At 60.7% G+C, this 17,835-nt stretch carries 16 protein-coding genes and 1 pseudogene; 12 read left to right on the forward strand and 5 right to left on the reverse strand.

Annotated elements, in window-relative coordinates; all coding sequences use genetic code 11:
- The first annotated feature begins 60 nt into the window (after positions 1 to 60).
- The gene (locus AYR47_RS22420; protein WP_033902872.1) at positions 61 to 420 is read left to right on the forward strand and encodes a winged helix-turn-helix transcriptional regulator; all 360 of its coding nucleotides are present in this window, start codon (positions 61 to 63) and stop codon (positions 418 to 420) included.
- A gap of 60 nt (positions 421 to 480) precedes the next feature.
- Here AYR47_RS22420 and AYR47_RS33465 read toward each other — a convergent pair whose 3' ends face one another.
- Positions 481 to 1,344 (reverse strand): methyl-accepting chemotaxis protein, encoded by an 864-nt coding sequence (locus AYR47_RS33465; protein WP_420492073.1) that lies wholly within the window; start codon positions 1,342 to 1,344, stop codon positions 481 to 483.
- A gap of 42 nt (positions 1,345 to 1,386) precedes the next feature.
- A pseudogene (locus tag AYR47_RS33470) lies at positions 1,387 to 2,094 on the reverse strand (MCP four helix bundle domain-containing protein); the annotation flags it as partial.
- A 157-nt stretch (positions 2,095 to 2,251) separates the two neighbouring features.
- Between AYR47_RS33470 and AYR47_RS22430 the strand changes: the two are divergent.
- The gene (locus tag AYR47_RS22430) at positions 2,252 to 3,460 is read left to right on the forward strand and encodes a multidrug effflux MFS transporter (RefSeq protein ID WP_033902874.1); all 1,209 of its coding nucleotides are present in this window, start codon (positions 2,252 to 2,254) and stop codon (positions 3,458 to 3,460) included.
- 53 nt (positions 3,461 to 3,513) lie between these two features.
- Here the strand turns inward: AYR47_RS22430 and AYR47_RS22435 are convergent, their stop codons facing one another.
- From AYR47_RS22435 to AYR47_RS22445, 3 genes are all read right to left on the reverse strand, one after another.
- Positions 3,514 to 4,128, reverse strand: a complete 615-nt coding sequence (locus AYR47_RS22435) for a hypothetical protein (RefSeq protein ID WP_033902875.1) — start codon at positions 4,126 to 4,128, stop codon at positions 3,514 to 3,516.
- Between the two features lie 39 nt (positions 4,129 to 4,167).
- Complete coding sequence (locus AYR47_RS22440; RefSeq protein WP_061436934.1) at positions 4,168 to 5,082, reverse strand: site-specific integrase; 915 nt, start codon at positions 5,080 to 5,082, stop codon at positions 4,168 to 4,170.
- A gap of 108 nt (positions 5,083 to 5,190) precedes the next feature.
- Positions 5,191 to 6,003 carry a M949_RS01915 family surface polysaccharide biosynthesis protein gene (locus AYR47_RS22445; RefSeq protein WP_033902877.1) on the reverse strand — a complete coding sequence of 271 codons (813 nt, stop codon included), beginning with the start codon at positions 6,001 to 6,003 and terminating at the stop codon, positions 5,191 to 5,193.
- Between the two features lie 401 nt (positions 6,004 to 6,404).
- Between AYR47_RS22445 and arnC the strand changes: the two genes are divergently transcribed.
- The 10 genes from arnC (at position 6,405) to AYR47_RS22495 (ending at position 17,832) form a co-directional block, all read left to right on the forward strand.
- Positions 6,405 to 7,430, forward strand: a complete 1,026-nt coding sequence (arnC, locus tag AYR47_RS22450; protein WP_061436935.1) for an undecaprenyl-phosphate 4-deoxy-4-formamido-L-arabinose transferase — start codon at positions 6,405 to 6,407, stop codon at positions 7,428 to 7,430.
- 2 nt (positions 7,431 to 7,432) lie between these two features.
- Positions 7,433 to 9,424: a bifunctional UDP-4-amino-4-deoxy-L-arabinose formyltransferase/UDP-glucuronic acid oxidase ArnA gene (gene arnA / locus AYR47_RS22455; protein WP_061436937.1), complete on the forward strand. Its 1,992-nt coding sequence runs from the start codon at positions 7,433 to 7,435 to the stop codon at positions 9,422 to 9,424.
- Positions 9,424 to 10,308 carry a 4-deoxy-4-formamido-L-arabinose-phosphoundecaprenol deformylase gene (arnD, locus tag AYR47_RS22460; protein ID WP_016974728.1) on the forward strand — a complete coding sequence of 295 codons (885 nt, stop codon included), beginning with the start codon at positions 9,424 to 9,426 and terminating at the stop codon, positions 10,306 to 10,308. Before arnA ends, arnD begins: the two co-directional genes overlap by 1 nt.
- Complete coding sequence (gene arnT, locus AYR47_RS22465; protein WP_061436939.1) at positions 10,305 to 11,960, forward strand: lipid IV(A) 4-amino-4-deoxy-L-arabinosyltransferase; 1,656 nt, start codon at positions 10,305 to 10,307, stop codon at positions 11,958 to 11,960. The genes arnD and arnT overlap by 4 nt, the downstream gene beginning before the upstream one ends.
- A complete protein-coding gene (gene arnE / locus AYR47_RS22470) occupies positions 11,957 to 12,304 on the forward strand; it encodes a 4-amino-4-deoxy-L-arabinose-phosphoundecaprenol flippase subunit ArnE (protein ID WP_033902882.1) in 348 nt (115 codons plus the stop codon). The genes arnT and arnE overlap by 4 nt, the downstream gene beginning before the upstream one ends.
- The gene (arnF, locus tag AYR47_RS22475; protein WP_061436941.1) at positions 12,301 to 12,702 is read left to right on the forward strand and encodes a 4-amino-4-deoxy-L-arabinose-phosphoundecaprenol flippase subunit ArnF; all 402 of its coding nucleotides are present in this window, start codon (positions 12,301 to 12,303) and stop codon (positions 12,700 to 12,702) included. The genes arnE and arnF overlap by 4 nt, the downstream gene beginning before the upstream one ends.
- On the forward strand, positions 12,699 to 14,078 hold the full coding sequence (locus AYR47_RS22480) for a UDP-glucose dehydrogenase family protein (RefSeq protein WP_016974732.1): 1,380 nt from the start codon (positions 12,699 to 12,701) through the stop codon (positions 14,076 to 14,078). The genes arnF and AYR47_RS22480 overlap by 4 nt, the downstream gene beginning before the upstream one ends.
- Before the next feature lie 3 nt (positions 14,079 to 14,081).
- Positions 14,082 to 15,704 (forward strand): ArnT family glycosyltransferase, encoded by a 1,623-nt coding sequence (locus AYR47_RS22485; RefSeq protein ID WP_033902885.1) that lies wholly within the window; start codon positions 14,082 to 14,084, stop codon positions 15,702 to 15,704.
- 172 nt (positions 15,705 to 15,876) lie between these two features.
- The gene (locus AYR47_RS22490; protein WP_033902886.1) at positions 15,877 to 16,587 is read left to right on the forward strand and encodes an HPP family protein; all 711 of its coding nucleotides are present in this window, start codon (positions 15,877 to 15,879) and stop codon (positions 16,585 to 16,587) included.
- A 141-nt stretch (positions 16,588 to 16,728) separates the two neighbouring features.
- Positions 16,729 to 17,832: an enoyl-CoA hydratase/isomerase family protein gene (locus AYR47_RS22495; protein ID WP_061436944.1), complete on the forward strand. Its 1,104-nt coding sequence runs from the start codon at positions 16,729 to 16,731 to the stop codon at positions 17,830 to 17,832.
- Positions 17,833 to 17,835: the final 3 nt, after the last annotated feature.

The raw sequence follows: 17,835 nt of genomic DNA on the forward strand, positions 1-17,835 counted from the left end.
GCTATTAATTTGAATAGTATGCACCTTTTAGTAAGTACCCTATGTGGAGTCAGCTCGATCATGGCCAACAACTCATTCAATTGCGGGCTCGAGGCCGCCCTGGCGGTGATTGGCGGTAAATGGAAGCCGTTGGTGCTGTTCAACCTGGCGCAAAATGTTCATCGATATGGGGAATTAAGACGCGCGATTGGCGGCGTAACCGATAAGGTGCTGATCCAGCAACTCAAGGAACTGGAGCGCGACGAGATCATCTCCCGCGTGGATTTCCAGGAGATACCGCCCAAGGTCGAGTACTCGCTGACACCGTTCGGGCGGTCCTTGGCGACGGCGTTGGGCGGGCTGTGCCAATGGGGTACGGAGCATATGCAAACCGTTGAGCGTATCGCTGAGCGGCGTACTGCCACCCTCTCCCAGTCTTGAGTCCCCTGCCCTGATAGCCAACTCAACTAAATGACTATTTAGTTGAGTTAAATCAATAGGTTACATCTTGAATCGATCAACCGACTGCGACAACTTCCCGGCCAGGTTGGACAGTTCATCGGTGGTCGACGCCGTCTGCCCGATCACTCGGCTATTGCTCTCTGACATCCCCGCAATCATCTCCACCTGGTGCGCAATTTCATTGCTGGCCAGGCTCTGCTCGCCGATGGTCCGCGAGATATCGTTGACCATTTCCGTGGTATTCAACGTCGCTTGGAGAATCTCGCGAATCGCCCGCTCCACCTCGGCGGTGACCGCCATGCCTTTGTCCACCTGAGCAACGCCCTCCTCCATGCTGGTCACCGCTTCCCGCGTGTTCTGCTGGATACGCCCGACCATGGCGGCAATTTCCTGGGTCGACGCGCTGGTGCGTCCAGCAAGGCTGCGCACTTCATCAGCAACCACGGCAAATCCGCGCCCCTGCTCGCCCGCACGGGCGGCCTCGATCGCGGCATTCAGGGCCAACAGGTTGGTCTGGTCTGCGATCCCCTTGATCACCTGGATAATGCTGAAAATGGCCTCGGACTCCTTGTCCAGTGTGCGGATCACCTGGGCCGATTGCTGCGCGGAACGGGCAATGCCATCCATGTCACTGACTACCTGATGAATCACCCGGCCGCCGTCTTTGGCCAAGGTTTCCGCCTGGTTGGCCATGTCCAGTGCGCGTCCGGCGTGCCGGGTGATTTCCTCGATGCTTGCGGTCATTTCACTCGCTGCGGCGGCCATGGTGCTGGCGGCGGCGCTCTGTTGCTGGCTGCTGCTGGCCACTTCATGGCAGCCACGGCTCAGTTGCTCGCTCATGCCATTGACGCCATGGGCGTTGCTGCGCACCACGTCGATCATGCCGCGCAGGTCCTTTTGCATGGTGGCGAGGCTGCGGATCAAGGCGCTGGCTTCATCCTTGCGTTGGGGCTCGACGATGGGTTCGCTCAAGTTGCCACGCGCGATGCTGGCAGCAATGCGGCTAGCCGCTTGTAGTGGGCCCATGATGCTGAGGATCACCCAACGGCCCTGGGCCAACAGCAGTAGAAGACTGGCAATCAACACCACGCCCAGGGTGACGTTGGCGTTGCTGATGGTCTGCCGGGTGCCCATGCTGGTCTGCTGGTTATTGGTTTCGATCAACTCGCTCAGGCTCGCCATTTGATCTTCCAACTGGCTGAACGCGGCGTTGAATGTGCCTAGTTCCCCGCGCGCGGCTTCAGGATTGTCCAGCGCCAGGGCGACGATGCGCTCACCAGTAGCGATGTAGTTATCCAGGCTGGGTTTGATTTTTTCCAGGCTTGCCTTGAGCGTAGCGTCCAGCGGCAACTTGAGGTTGTCCTCCAAGACCTGCCGGAAGTGTTCGGCATGCTCTTTCAAAGAACTGTCGACTTCCGCCTTGCTGCTGGTGCTTTTGCCCAGGCCTACCAGCATCGCCGACAACACGTCAGCGCGCAGGGCGTCGTGCATCATGTCGGCTTCCATGTGGTTGCGCAGCACTGTCATGCTCACTTCGCTGTCTTGCACGGCAGTGCCCATCCGGGTATTTCCCAGGTAGCCGGCCAGGCTCATGATCAAGGCGGCGAGCAATCCGGTCGCTATCAACAGCATCAAGCGTAGTTTGATCGTCATGCTGGTATCCCCGTGCCTGGTCAGCCGGTTGGGAACCCAACCGCAGAAGCCCCGCTGCTCATGTTATCGGCCATCCCTACTGCTTATTGAAGCCTAAGTTTGCGGATCTGCGCGTATCCCTTAAGCTGACCGACCCTTGCTCCGCCCGGAACTGCTCATGTCTCGAAGTATCGCCCACCTCGCCCTCCTGCTGGGCTTGATCACTGCCGTCGGCCCGTTCGCCATCGATATCTATCTGCCGGCGCTGCCAACCCTTGGCGCGAGCCTGCACGCCTCGCCGGCGTTGGTGCAGATGAGCCTTACCGTGTTCTTCGTCATCGTCGGCGTATGCCAATTGTTCTACGGGCCGATCAGTGATGTGTTCGGGCGCAAGCCGCCGATTTACGCCGGCCTGGTGATTTTTGCCGTGGCCAGTGTCGGTTGCGCACTGGCGCCGACGATCGAATCACTGATCGCCTTTCGTGCCCTGCAGGCGTTCGGTGCGTGCGCGGGGATGGTGATTCCACGCGCCATCGTGCGTGACCTGTACACCGGGCATGAAGCCGCGAAACTCATGGCGTTGCTGATGCTGGTGATGAGTGTTTCGCCGATCCTTGCGCCGCTCGCTGGCAGCCTGGTCATCTCCTTGTGGAGCTGGCGCGAAGTGTTTGCCGTACTGGCGGTGCTTGCGGTGGCGTGCCTGGTGATGACCATCGTGCAACTGCCAGAAACCCATCCCGCCGAACGGCGCTTGGGCAAGACCCTGGGCAACGCTTTCAGCAGCTACGGCGCTTTGCTGCGTGACCCGGTATTCATCGGTTTGTCGGTGGTGTGCGGATTCGGTTTGGCGACGTTCTTTGTGTTCATCGGCAGCGCGCCGTTCGTGTACATCGAACATTACGGCCTGACGCCCACGCAGTTCAGCCTGGGGTTTGCCGTGAATGCTGCGTCGTTTTTCGCCATGAGCCAACTCACCGCGCGCCTCAGCGCACGCTTTGGCCTGGCGCCGCTGATTCGTTGGTCGGTGGTGGCCGTGGCGGCGGTTATGAGCGTGCTGGCATTCACCACACTATGGATCGATAGCCTGGCCGTGATGATGACGTTGCTGTTTTTCGGCTTTGGTTTTCTCGGCCTGCTGTTGCCGGCTGCCGGCGTGTTGTCGCTGGAGGACCACGGCGCGGTGGCCGGTTCTGCGTCGGCCTTGCTCGGGGCAATCCAGATGATCACGGCAGCCGTGTCCATGACGCTGGTCGGTGTGTTTGCCGATCACACACCAGCGCCGATGCTGATGGGTATTGCGCTGTGCGCTATCGCCGCGATGCTCACCACCCTGTGGACCTTGCGCCGCCTGCCGGCTCACTTGGCCAGCGCCCCGCCCTCCTCCTGATCATTGCCCATGGCGGCCCGTGTGGGGCCGCGTATCAGAGGGGGCGGAGTGCGCTATGACGTGGGCGGTTTAGCCGGCTCGGCTGATGACGGGAGATGGTATTCGACAGTGAGTTCTTCATGTTTCCAGCCTTTTAAGCCGAATGTTCGCGTTACTCGGCTTTCGTTACGCCTGACCAAGCTGTACTTCGGCGGATCTTTCTTGAGTAGCCCATCGGTAATCAGGTTAACGCCCAATGCACCACCCAAAAGCCCGAGGACTAAACCAATGATTTCAACCACTTTATCCAGTGAGTGGTGCAGTGGTTCGCTATACACAGAGAGCTTGACTCCTGGCTGCGCGGGTGGGCACGGCTGGGTCTTGTCAGGGCGTCGGTCGCAGTTCTTTTTATAAGTGTCGGCGTTCCTTCTATCGACTTCGTCTTGCAGGGCCTCAGTTTCTGCGCTCTGGTAAGTCTTGAATTGATCGACTTGATTCCATGAGTAGGTCGACGTCGATACAGACGCCAGCACTAGCAGCAATCCCAGAACCATATTCTGACGCGCGGCCGTCCAATTTCCGATCAGTCTACCGCTTCGAATCCAGGCGCAAATCAATACAGCCACCACCACCCATAGCAGCAGCGCCCCAAGTGTAAGCACCGATACCCTTTCAAGCGTTGTATGCATTCCATCCTCCTTAATTAAATGACGCCATCATCCGAAAAATTAGAGATCAAACCGATCCACCGCCCGGCGCCGCTCATTGTCGTCACGCACGTCATAGCTGGCGGTGGTCTGGATATTGGTGTGATGTGCCAGTTTCTGTGCAATCGACAAGTCATGCTCTTCAATCACCCGTGTAATGAACGAGCGGCGGAAGTCATGGGGCATGATCTTCACGCCTACCTGTTCGCCGCGCTGGCGGGCGATGTAGTAGATCGCGTGCTTGGTGATGCGCTCGCGGGTGATATGGCTGCCGCGGCGGATGCGGTTGAACAGGAAGCTGTCGTCCTGCTCGCCTTCCTTGAGCTGCTCGCGGCGAAACGCCAGCCACGTCTGCAACTTGGTAAACGCCCAGTCCGGCGCATACTTGATCAACTCCTTGTTGCCCTTGCCGATCACCCGCAGGCTGCGCTCTTCGAAGTTGATCTGTGCCAGGTCGAGGTTGACCGACTCCGACTTGCGCATGCCGGAACCATAGAGAATGCCGATCACTGCGGCATCCCGCAGGCCCTGGGGCCGAGGGTCGGCGGCGCAGACTTCCATCATTTCGCGGATCAGACTGCGCCGCAGGTTGCGGCCCTGGCTCAGGCGTGTGCCCGGCGCAGCCTTGACGGTGCGCATGCGCAGCAGGTGTTCCTGACTGATCAGGTTCAGGCGCCAGGCCTCGTTCATCACCCCGCGTACCGCGTTGACGTACAACGATGAGGTGTTCGGCGCGTAGCCGTCCTCACGCAAGGCGGCGACCAGGGCAATCACGTGTTCGGGTTGCAGCAGGTGCCAGTCGATGTCGTCGAGGTTGATGTCCTCGAAGCCCAGGCGGTCGGCCGCGTCTTGCAGCACGTAGCGCATGGTCAGTTGGCTGGAGGGGGCCAGGCGGGTGAGGTAAAGGGTCAGCGGGTTGCGGATAGACTCAGTCAAGTTATGTCAGCCTTTGGCTTAAACACCTCGAGCAAGCCTTTGATTAATCGAGGTATTTAGTGAATTGGCGAAGGCCGAGTCTAACCCAGGACCGGCCCTGGCACAAAATCACGGGGCGGTGTCGTCATCTTCGGTAGGGTCCTGCGGCTGGACCTGGGTCTGGCTCCAGTCGCTGTCTTGTTTCTGCATCAGCGCGAACCAGTGCTGGCGCATGAACGTCAGGTAGGCGTCGGGGGCCTTGGCAAAGTCCTTCTCGTCGCCGTAGCAACCGGGCAATGGCAACTCGGTGCCCTGCTCCTTGTACTGGCTGACCAACGCTTGCTGCCCGGCCACGCTGCAATCCTTGGGCAGCGGCATGCCGCGTAGGGCGCCGGCCTCTTCGTCCCACCAGGCCGCGCCGACCCGGTCGACACCGCGCAGACGGTACTTCTGCGACTTTCCGACATGCATGATCAGCTTGAATTCGTTAGGGCTGACATCACTGGTGCAGGTGCGCGAATAGCCCACGGTGGCCTGGGTGATGCCATCGCCAGTCAGGTCAGTAACCTTGGTTGCAGCCCGGTCGAAGCGCAGCGAGGCGTCGAACTCGCAATGCTGCACATCGTCGTAGAGCATCCATACGCGCTTGGGGCGGTTGCCATCGATCAGGTACTGGGCCGCGTACACAAACGCCGACTGAGTGCCGTCGTCGTCACGCTCGCTGACCTGCTCGGCAAGCACCAGCAGGTTCTTGCCTTGCTTGTCGTCCCAGGTGTAAGCGGCGATTTGCTTGCCACGCACCTCGACACCGTCCGGCACCTGATCAATGCTCGTGAGCGCGACCCCGTCGTCGGCTTGTACGGTGGTGACACACGCCACGCTCATCAACAAACCCATCAACACTGGCCGCAACTGGCCCCGTAAACGCTGCACGCTATTCATCCGATCACCCTGGCAAGAGACGGCTTACTTTACCGGCACTTGGGGCGTATTGCAGAGAAGATTCTTCACTAAATGGGGTGGCCGAGGTCGCGCGTTCAAGTTGAACCAAACGCACGCCGAACCGTTCCTATTTCGCCTGCCAACTAAGCGTTAGTTCCCTAGCTGAACCCTAGCTGTCTACCTGTCAAATAAACGAGTTTTTCATCTGCCTTTCATATCTGTTCCACATTTTTACGCTTAATCTTAATCGCAGCACTTCATAGCAAACCGCGCTATATCGTCTAACCTCTTGATTACGCTTCACCTTTGGTTCCGCTTTTTAGCCTGCGGCCTGGACTTTCGCCTAATGATTGCTGCTGTTTCCATGCTCCAAGTTGCTCTAACCCCGAGGTCATGAATCTTTGAAACCCTACCCTATTCATTGCGTGTCGATCGTTATCCCGGTCTACAACGAACAAGAGAGCCTGCCTGAATTGCTGCGTCGCACCACTGCAGCCTGCAAGCAACTGGCCTACGAATACGAAATCATCCTGGTGGATGACGGTAGTCGCGACAATTCGGCCCAACTGCTGGAAGACGCCGCTGCTGAAGACGGCAGCAACGTGGTCGCGGTGATCCTCAACCGCAACTATGGCCAGCATGCGGCGATCATGGCCGGTTTCGAGCAGTGCCGGGGCGAAGTGGTGATCACCCTCGACGCCGACCTGCAGAACCCGCCCGAAGAAATCCCGCGCCTGGTGGAACAAGCCGCCCTCGGCTACGACGTGGTCGCCACCGTGCGCAACAATCGCCAGGACTCGGCCTTCCGCCGCTGGCCTTCGCGCCTGATCAACCTGGCCGTGCAGCGCTCTACTGGCGTTGCCATGACCGACTACGGCTGCATGCTGCGCGCCTACCGCCGCACCATCGTCGACGCGATGCTGGCCTGCCGCGAGCGCAGCACCTTTATCCCGATCCTGGCCAACGGCTTTGCCCGCCACACCACCGAGATCCTGGTGCACCACGCCGAGCGTGAACACGGTGAATCCAAATACAGCGCCATGCGCCTGATCAGCCTGATGTTCGACCTGCTGACGTGCATGACCACCACCCCGCTGCGCCTGCTCTCCATCGTTGGCTTCAGCCTGGCGGCCTTGGGCATGCTGTTTGCCCTGGCGTTGATCGTCATGCGCCTGGCCTTTGGTGCCGACTGGGCCGGCGACGGCTTGTTTGTGCTGTTCGCGGTGCTGTTCGTGTTCACCGGCGGCCAGTTCATCGGCATGGGCCTCTTGGGTGAATACCTGGGCCGCATGTACAGCGATGTGCGCGCCCGCCCACGCTTCTTTATCGAAAAAGTGCTGCGCAACCAACCGGCAGCACCGGCTCCCGTGGTCGTCGTTGACGGCCTGGTGTCTTCCCATACCTCTACTTCTGCTGATCAGGTCTAAACATGAGTTCAAAAGCTGTTGTATTCGCGTACCACGACATTGGTTGTGCAGGCATTGAAGCGCTGCTCAACACCGGTTACGAAATTGCTGCTGTGTTCACCCATGCCGACGACCCGAAGGAAAACAACTTCTACGGTTCCGTTGCCCAACTGTGCGCACGCAACGGTATCCCGGTGCACGCGCCGGAAGACGCCAACCACCCGCTGTGGATCGAGCGCATCGCCAAGTTGAACCCGGACTACATTTTCTCGTTCTACTACCGCAACCTGCTGAGCGAACCCCTGCTGGCCACCGCCCGCAAAGGTGCATTCAACCTGCACGGCTCGCTGCTGCCCAAATACCGTGGCCGCGCCCCGGCCAACTGGGTGCTGGTCAACGGCGAAACCGAAACCGGCGTGACCCTGCACCGCATGGTCAAGCGTGCCGATGCCGGCGCGATCCTGGCCCAGCAGAAAGTCGTGATCGACCGCACGGATACCGGCCTGACCCTGCACGCCAAACTGCGCGAGGCCGCCAGCAACCTGCTGCGCGATGCCCTGCCGCAACTGGCCCAAGGCAAATTGGCTGAAACCGCCCAGGACGAAAGCCAGGCCACCTACTTCGGTCGCCGTACCGCTGCCGATGGCAAGCTGGAGTGGAAGAAACCGGCTGAAGAACTGTTCGACCTGGTGCGCGCCGTAACCCAACCCTATCCGGGCGCCTTCTGCGCGGTGGGCGAGCACAAGTTGATCGTGTGGCAAGCCGAAGTGGTCAAGGGCAACGAAGGCCTCGCGCCGGGTCGTGTGATCAGCGTCAACCCGCTGCGCATTGCCTGCGGTGAAGACTCCCTGGTGGTCAAGTTCGGCCAGCGCAACGACAACGGCCTGTACCTGGCCGGTCCTTCCCTGGCCAACGAATTGGGCCTGGTCGACGGTTCCGTGCTGCGTGGCGCCGAGTCCGGCCGCAAACCGCGCCGTACCCGCGTGCTGATCCTCGGCGTGAACGGCTTTATCGGTAACCACCTGTCCGAGCGCCTGCTGCGTGACGACCGCTACGAAGTGTACGGCCTGGACATCGGCTCCGACGCCATCGAGCGCCTGCGCAGCCACCCGAACTTCCATTACGTGGAAGGCGACATCAGCATCCACACCGAGTGGATCGAGTACCACATCAAGAAGTGCGACGTGGTCCTGCCGCTGGTGGCCATCGCCACCCCGATCGAATACACCCGTAACCCGCTGCGTGTGTTCGAGCTGGACTTCGAAGAAAACCTCAAGCTGGTGCGCTACTGCGTCAAGTACAACAAGCGCGTGATCTTCCCGTCGACCTCCGAAGTCTATGGCATGTGCCAGGACCAGTACTTCGACGAAGACACCTCCAACCTGGTGGTCGGCCCGGTCAACAAGCAACGCTGGATCTACTCGGTCTCCAAGCAACTGCTGGACCGTGTGATCTGGGCCTACGGCGCCAAAGGCCTGAACTTCACGCTGTTCCGTCCATTCAACTGGATGGGCCCGCGCCTCGACCGCCTGGATTCGGCGCGTATCGGCAGCTCCCGTGCGATCACCCAGTTGATCCTGAACTTGGTGGAAGGCACGCCGATCCGCCTGTTCGACGGCGGCGAGCAAAAACGCTGCTTCACCGACATCGCTGACGGTATCGAAGCCCTGGCGCGCATCATTGATAACGACAACGACGCGTGCAATGGCCAGATCATCAACATCGGTAACCCGGAAAACGAAGCCAGCATCCGTCAACTGGGTGAAGAGCTGCTGCGTCAGTTCGAAGCGCACCCGCTGCGTGGCAACTTCCCACCGTTCGCCGGTTTCCGCGATGTCGAGAGCAAGGCGTTCTACGGCACCGGTTACCAGGATGTGGCCCACCGCAAGCCAAGCATCGAAAACGCCAAGCGCCTGCTGAACTGGGAGCCGACCGTGGAGATGAGCGAAACCATCGGCAACACGCTGGACTTCTTCTTGCGCGAGGCCATGCTCGAAATCGCGGACAAGAAGTAATGCAGGCAGGTCTTCGCATTGACGTCGACACCTACCGCGGCACCCGTGAAGGTGTGCCACGGTTGCTCGAATCCCTGGATGAAGCGGGGGTTAAAGCGACGTTCTTCTTCAGTGTCGGGCCGGACAACATGGGGCGCCACTTGTGGCGTCTCATCCGCCCGCAGTTCCTGTGGAAGATGCTGCGTTCCAATGCCGTCGGCCTGTATGGCCTGGATATCTTGCTGGCTGGCACCGCCTGGCCAGGCAAGCCGATCGGCCGGGACCTGGGGCATTTGATGCGCCAGGCCAAGGCCGCCGGGCATGAGGTGGGCCTGCATGCGTGGGACCACCACGGCTGGCAGGCCAACACCGGGCGCTGGAGCGAGGCACAGCTGATCGAACAGATCCGCCGTGGCGTCGACACCTTGAATGACATTCTCGGCGAGCGCATCGACTGTTCGGCCGCCGCCGGTTGGCGTGCCGACGAGCGCGTGGTGCAAGCCAAGCAAGGCTTCAATTTCCGCTACAACAGTGATTGCCGGGGCACCAGCCTGTTTCGTCCAACCTTGGCCGATGGCAGTGCGGGCACCCCACAAATTCCGGTGGACCTGCCGACCTTCGACGAAGTCGTCGGGCCGGTGGTGGCTGCCAAAGACTTCAACACGTTCATCCTCGACCGCTTTGCCGCGTCGAAGCTCAACGTCTATACGATCCACGCAGAAGTAGAAGGGATTCTGATGGCCAATGATTTTCGCCAGTTGCTCGCCCAGGCAGGGCAGCGCGGCATCGACTTCAAACCGCTGGGCGACTTGCTGCCGGCCGACCTGACCACCCTGCCCCAGCAACAGCTGGTGCGCGGCGCCTTGCCCGGCCGCGAGGGTTGGCTCGGAGTGCAACAGGCATGATCCGCCGTTGGGCCCTGCCCCTGCTCCTGTTGGCGTTTGGCGTGTTTTACCTGTTGCCGCTTGCCACCCATGGCCTGTGGATTCCGGACGAAACGCGCTACGCGCAGATCAGCCAGGAAATGCTGCTGACCGGCAAGTGGGCGTCGCCGCACTTCATGGGCATTCGTTACTTTGAGAAACCGGCGGCGGGCTACTGGATGATCGCGCTGGGCCAGGCGATCTTCGGGCAGAACCTGTTCGGTGTGCGCTTTGCGTCGGCCTTGAGCACCGGCTTGAGCATTGTGCTGGTGTACCTGGTGTCACGCCGGCTGTGGAATGACCCGCAAAAAAGCCTGATCAGCACCGTGCTGTACATGAGTTTTGTCAGCGTGGCGGCCCTGGGCGGTTATGCCAACCTCGATCCGCAGTTCACCTTCTGGGTGAATCTGACCGGCGTGGCCCTGTGGTTTTGTTTCGACAGTGCCACCCGCAATGGGCGACTCGCTGCCTGGGCGCTGTTGGGGTTTGCCTGCGGCATGGGCTTTATGACCAAGGGTTTCCTGGCGTGGCTGCTCCCCGTATTGATCGCGCTGCCCTATGCGATCTGGCAAAAGCGTTTCCGTGAGCTGCTGGGTTATGGCCTGGTCGCTGTGGTTGTAGCAATTGTCGTCAGCCTGCCGTGGGCGCTGGCCGTGCACCTGCAAGAGCCCGACTACTGGAACTTCTTCTTCTGGCACGAGCATATCCAGCGCTTTGCCGGCGACGATGCGCAGCACGCCGAGCCGTTCTGGTATTACCTGCCGCTGCTGGTTGCGTTCTGCCTGCCGTGGGTGGCGTTGTTGCCGTCCACGCTCAAACAGGCTTGGCAGGACAAGCGCAGCGCAAAGATCGGTTTTGTGTTGCTGTGGCTGCTGATGCCCCTGGCGTTCTTCAGCCTGGCCAAGGGCAAGCTGCCCTCGTACATCGTGCCATGCCTGCTGCCGTTGGCGTTGTTGATGGGCAATACCCTGGCCGACAAATTGGCGCAGGGCCGTTATCGGGCATTGCGTATCAATGGCTGGCTGAACCTGATCATTGGCATAGTGGTGCTGCTGGCGCTGAGCTGGTTCCAACTGAAAAAGCCGGTGTACGAGCACGGGCAGGAAACCCTCAGCCTGGTGCTGGTGTTCACCTTCCTGTTTGCCTGGATCCTGGTCAACCTGTTGCAAGCCGCGCGACCTCTACGCCTGTGGGCCGCGCCGGTACTCGGCAGTTGGCTGATGGTGGCCTTGTTGCCTGCCGCATTGCCGCATTCGGTGGTCTACAACAAGACACCTGACCAATTCATCATCGATCACCTGCAGGAACTGCAGCCAGCCACGGCCCTGCTGAGCAATGACCTCGGCGCGGCGTCGGCCTTGTCTTGGCGCCTGGCACGCCCGGACGTGACGCTCTACAACACCGTCGGCGAAGTCAAATACGGCCTGGCCTACCCAGACGCCACGCATCACAAGATTGACACCACCCAAGTCCAGCAGTGGATGAGCGAGGCGCGCAAGCAAGGCCCGGTCGGTGTGGTGATGCGCGTCAAAGGTGACGATGAAATCGCTGAAGTGGCGCTGCTGCCCAATGACGGCAAGCGGTATGAGCAAGGCAATATCGTGATCCTGATCTTCCCGCAGGTGACGCCTTGATCACCCTGCTGCTGTTATTGGCCGCGTGCCTGCTGACCTGCATGGGCCAGGTGTCGCAGAAATTCGCCGTGGAAAGCTGGCGCGATGTGCCCCAGGGCTGGGCGCTGAAGCTGCGTTCGCCGTGGCTGTGGTCGGCGCTGATGTGCCTGGGCCTCGGCCTGCTGGTGTGGCTGCTGGTGTTGCAGCGCCTGGAAGTGGGCATCGCCTACCCCATGCTCAGCCTGAACTTTGTGCTGGTCACCCTGGTGGCGCGGTTTGTCTTTCATGAGCCCATCGACAGCCGTCATTGGCTGGGCGTGGCGCTGGTGATCGGTGGTGTCGTGTTGTTGGGGCGCCACGTATGAGCCGGGTCCAAGGTTTTGCCCTGGCGTTGGGCAGTGTCGGCCTGGTCAGTACTGCCCAGTTGGGCATGCGCTGGAGCATGACGCGCTTGCCGCTGCCCAATGAGTGGCTCAGTGCACAGATCGATCTCGGCGCCCTCGGCGTGGTGAGCCTGGCGATCCTTGCCTACGCGCTGTCGATGCTCTGCTGGCTCGGCGCGCTCAAGCACCTGCCGCTGGGCCGCGCCTATTCATTGTTGAGCATCAGCTACGCGCTGGTGTACCTGCTGGCGGCCAGCCTGCCGGTGTTCAACGAACACTTTTCCGTTTCAAAAACCCTGGGGGTGGCCTTGGTCATCCTCGGTGTGCTGGTTATCAACTCTCGTCGTGCTAGCGCTACAAGTCCCAGGAATGCCCCATGAAAATCAGTGTATTTGGTAGTGGTTACGTCGGTCTGGTGCAGGCCACCGTATTGGCCGAAGTCGGTCACGATGTCATCTGCATGGACGTTGACAAAAACAAGGTCGAATCTTTGCAGAAAGGCCATGTGACGATCTTCGAGCCGGGGCTGGCGGCGATGGTCAAGGAAAACCTGGAAAGCGGGCGACTGCACTTTACTTATGACGAGAAGCTCGCGGTCGAACACGGCGAAGTGCTGTTTATCGCCGTGGGCACGCCGTCGGACGAAGACGGCTCGGCTGACCTGAAGTACGTGCTGTCGGTGGGCGATGCGGTCGCTCGTCATCGCAAGGAGCCGGTGATCCTGGTGGAAAAATCCACTGTGCCTGTCGGTACCGGCGACACCCTGCGCGCGCATATCGAAAAAGCCCTGCACCTGGCGGGTCGTCACCTGGAGTTCGATATCGTCTCCAACCCGGAATTCCTCAAGGAAGGCTCGGCCGTGGCCGACTGCCGCCGCCCGGACCGCATCATCATCGGCTGCGAGCGCGAAGAAGTGCGCGAGGTGATGCGCGACCTGTACGCCCCGTTCAACCGCAACCACGACCGCATCATCTTCATGGACCTGCGCAGCGCCGAGCTGACCAAATACGCCGCCAACTGCATGCTGGCGACCAAGATCAGCTTCATCAACCAGATCGCCGAGCTGGCCGAACACCTGGGCGCGGACATCGAAGCCGTACGCCTGGGGATCGGTGCCGATTCGCGTATCGGCTACCACTTCATCTACCCCGGCTGCGGCTACGGTGGTTCGTGCTTCCCCAAGGACATGCGCGCCCTGATCCACAGCGCCAAGCAAGCCAACTGCTCCAGCGACCTATTGGAAGCAGTAGAAGCCATCAACCAGCGTCAGAAGAGCAAGTTGTTCGAACGTATCAACGCGTTCTTCAAGGGCGACCTGCGCGGCAAGACCTTTGCCCTGTGGGGCCTGGCGTTCAAGCCGAACACCGACGACATGCGCGATGCGCCGAGCCGCGTACTGATGGAAGCCTTGTGGGCGGCCGGCGCCAACGTGCGCGCGTTCGACCCCGAAGCCATGCAGGAAACCCAGCGCATCTACGGCGATGATCCACGGCTGATGCTGATGGGCACCCCGGAATCCACCCTGGGCGGCGCCGATGCGCTGATCGTCTGCACCGAATGGCAGCAGTTCAAGGCGCCGGACTTCGACCTGATCCACCAGCGCCTGAAAACCCCGGTGATCTTCGACGGCCGCAACCTCTACGACGGCGAGCGCCTGGCGCGCAAAGGCTTCCAGTACTACCCGATCGGCCGTGGCGACTCCTGCCAGTTGCCGATTCCGCAGCAGCAGTGGTTGCCGCAGGTCGTGGAAGCCTGAGACGTGAACAAAGATCGACCGCCCCTGTTAACCCCAACGATCCGCCGCCAATCCCTCGGTTTGGGATTGCTGGCGTTGTTGCTGTTCATCGCCGGCAGCTGGCACCAGGCGATTATCGGCTTCGATTCCCGCTTCGTGCTGTTCGCCCAGGAGATGCTGCGCCATGGGCCGGGATTCTTCCCGACCACCTACGGCCAGCCTTATGCGGATTACCTGGCCACGTCGACGCTGCTGACGTGGTTGTTGTCCTTGCCGTTCGGCCAAGTCACCAGCCTCACGGCCTGGTTGCCCACGGCGATGGCCTCGGCGGTGATCGTCATGCTGGTGTATCGCCTGACGGCGCCCTACTCCCAGCGCTGGGGCCTGCTGAGCATTGCGATCCTGTTGCTGAGCAGCACCTTCATCAGCGAAACCCGCGCGGTGTCCCTCGACCAGATGTTGGCCGCCATCGCCTTGGCGGTGTTCTACCTGGGGTATGCCCACGATCACTTTGGGGCCGGTAAACGCCTGCATTGGCTGTATCTGCTGCTGATTATCGGCTTTGCCGTGCGCGGGCCGATCGGCTTGGTCATTCCCACGGGCGTGTTGTGCAGCTATTACCTGATCAACCGCCAATGGCGGCAACTGTTCAGCTTCGGCTTGCTTGCACTGGCGTTGTTGGTGGCCTGTGTCGGCTTGCTATTGCTGATGGCCAAGCTGAGTGGCGGCGAGCCGTTCATGCAGGACGTAATTCGCATGCAGTTCCTCGGGCGCATGGACGGCAGCGAAGGTTCCAGCGGTGTGCTGTATTACTTCACCAGCTCCCTGGGCAACTATGCCCTGGCGTATCCGATGGCTGTGCTGGTGCTGTTAGCCATGCTGATCAGCGGGCGGCGGGCGCCTGGGCCAGCGTTGCAGCTGGTGTGGTACTGCGCGGCCGCCGGGTTGCTGGTGATGCTGGGCTTGTCGATTCCCCAGGCGAAAAAAGCGCGCTATGTGCTGCCGATGCTGCCCATGGCGGCGATGATTGCGGCGTATCCGTTCCAGGTTGCACACGGGCGGTTGTTTGCCGGGTTGCGCGGATTGATGCTGGGTATCTGGACGTTGTTGCCGACACTGTTGATCGCAGGGTTGCTGTTCGCACGGCCGCGTTATCCGGAACAGTTGAGCCATCTGGGCTGGGTATTTGGTGTGCTGGGTGGGCTGCAAGTCGTGGCACTGCTGGCGCTGCTCAAGACACAACTGCGTACGGTCGGACCGGCGTTTGCCGCGGTACTGGCCGTATGGGCCACCTACATCATGGTGGTCGAACCGCTGGAGCGCAGCGTCTACGACACCCGCACCTTTACTTTGCAAGTGCATGAACAGGTGATGCAGCAAAAGGCACCGGTGGTGTTGCACGGCCTGGGCAAAGACGCCAAGGCCATCAAGTACATGGTCAACCTCAATTGCGACCAGGTGCCGTTGTTCACTCAGCAGGCGGCCGACCTCAAGCCCCTCCAGGGGCCCGCGTGGCTGGTGATGAGCGAGGCAGACTATGAAGGCTTGACGGACCCACGCTTGCGTTCCATCACGCCGACCTTGGCCGGCGAATTTGATCGTAACCCTTATGTGCTGCTGCATTTGGAAAAAAGCCCACAACCCTGAGGCTCAACTTCATTTTTTTTGCACTCAACCTTCATTAATATGCATTGGCGCCCTGTTCACCGGGGCGGCACACTGCATGCGTTCCTTCCCCCAAATGTTGGAACTTTCAAAGGGCTTTTCCGGGCAACCAGACAAGCCTTTTTTTTGCCCGCTGTTTATGGATCCCCCTTCAATGCTCGCTCGCTGGTTCCCCGCTGCTATCAACACCCGCCCCACGGAATGGAGCCGTGCCGCCATCGGCATGGCCCTGGGCACGCTGTTCAGTGTCTGGCTGTGCTCACAAGTGTTTGGGATGGAGGTGGCGCTGCACCTGCTAGGCCCGCTTGGGGCTTCGGCGGTGTTGTTGTTCGCTGTTTCGTCCGGCGCCCTGGCGCAACCCTGGTCAATTATCGGCAGCTACCTGTGTGCCGGTGTCGTGGCGCTGCTGGTGGCTCGCGTCCTGGGCCCTTCATTGGGAGGCGCGTGCCTGGCGGCGGGCATGACCGTGGTGCTGATGTGCTGGCTTCGCTGCTTGCATCCGCCGGCCGGCGGCTTGGCCATGACGCTGGTGTTGGCCGACCCCGCCTCCGCCGCCCTCGGTTGGTATGAGTTGGGCGCGGTCTTGCTCGGTGCTGGCGCGCTGCTGGCCTGTGCGCTGGCTTACAACAACGCCACTCGCACGCGGTATCCCAAAGGCGCCGCTGAAGCTCCAACGCTTCCCTTGAATAACCCTGATGCCGCTCAAAACCCCGCCATTACTGCCGCCGATTTGAAGCTGGCGCTGGCCGACATGGAGCAGTTCTACGATGTGGAGCCCACGGAGCTGGAACAATTGATCCACGCCGCAGAAACCCACGCGCGACGCCGCAGCATTGGTGAAGTCCTGGCCAGCCGGGTGCCTTGAGCCCATCGTCCCCTCGCTGCATAAATGCAAAAACGACCTGCAGGATTCACGGTTGTACTGGGCAAATTTGCACTGGTACGATCACGAGAAGGTTCGTCCGCGAACATCTTGATAAAGAACAATAAAAGCAGGGAGTTATCGATGACTGCTCAGGTTTCATCCGAGGCAAGCCACGCAGAAACACTTCAGGACGAAGTCCTCGCCGAGGTCCGTAACCATATCGGCCACCTCACCCTCAATCGCCCCGCTGGCTTGAACGCCATTACCCTGAACATGGTGCGCAGCCTGGCGTCCCAACTGCAGGCCTGGGCCGATGACCCGCAGGTGTACGCCGTGGTCCTGCGCGGCGCCGGCGAAAAGGCCTTCTGTGCTGGAGGCGATATCCGTTCGCTGTACGACAGCTTCAAGAACGGCGATACGCTGCATCAGGACTTTTTCGTCGAGGAATACGCACTGGACCTGGCCATCCACCATTACCGCAAACCGGTACTGGCACTCATGGATGGATTTGTCCTGGGCGGCGGCATGGGCCTGGTGCAAGGCGCTGACTTGCGCGTGGTCACCGAGCGCAGCCGCCTGGCGATGCCGGAAGTGGCCATCGGTTACTTCCCTGATGTGGGCGGCAGCTACTTCCTGCCGCGCATTCCGGGTGAGCTGGGGATTTACCTGGGCGTCACCGGGGTGCAGATCCGCGCAGCCGACGCGCTCTACTGCGGTTTGGCGGATTGGTATCTGGAAAGCAACAAGCTGGCCGATCTGGACCAGAAGCTTGACCGCCTTCAGTGGCACGACTCGCCACTCAAGGACCTGCAAGGCGTGCTCGCCAAGCTGGCCGTGCAGCAACTCCCCGACGCACCGCTGGCCGCCTTGCGCACGGCCATCGACCATTTCTTCGCACTGCCGGATGTGCCGAGCATCGTCGAGCAGCTGCAGCAAGTCACCGTCGGCGACAGCCATGAATGGGCACTGAACACCGCCAACCTGATGCTGACCCGTTCGCCCCTGGCCATGGCTGTGACCCTGGAGATGCTGCGTCGCGGCCGGCGCCTGCCCCTTGAGCAATGTTTTGCCCTGGAATTGCACCTGGACCGCCAATGGTTCGAACGTGGCGACCTGATCGAAGGCGTGCGCGCCCTGATCATCGACAAGGACAAAGCCCCGCGCTGGAACCCACCCACCCTGCATGGACTGGCTCTCAGCCATGTAGAAAGCTTCTTTCATCACTTCGAGAAGGTTGCGAACTAAGCC

The sequence above is a fragment of the Pseudomonas azotoformans genome, assembly GCF_001579805.1.
GTDB classification, from domain to species: Bacteria; Pseudomonadota; Gammaproteobacteria; order Pseudomonadales; family Pseudomonadaceae; genus Aquipseudomonas; species Aquipseudomonas azotoformans_A.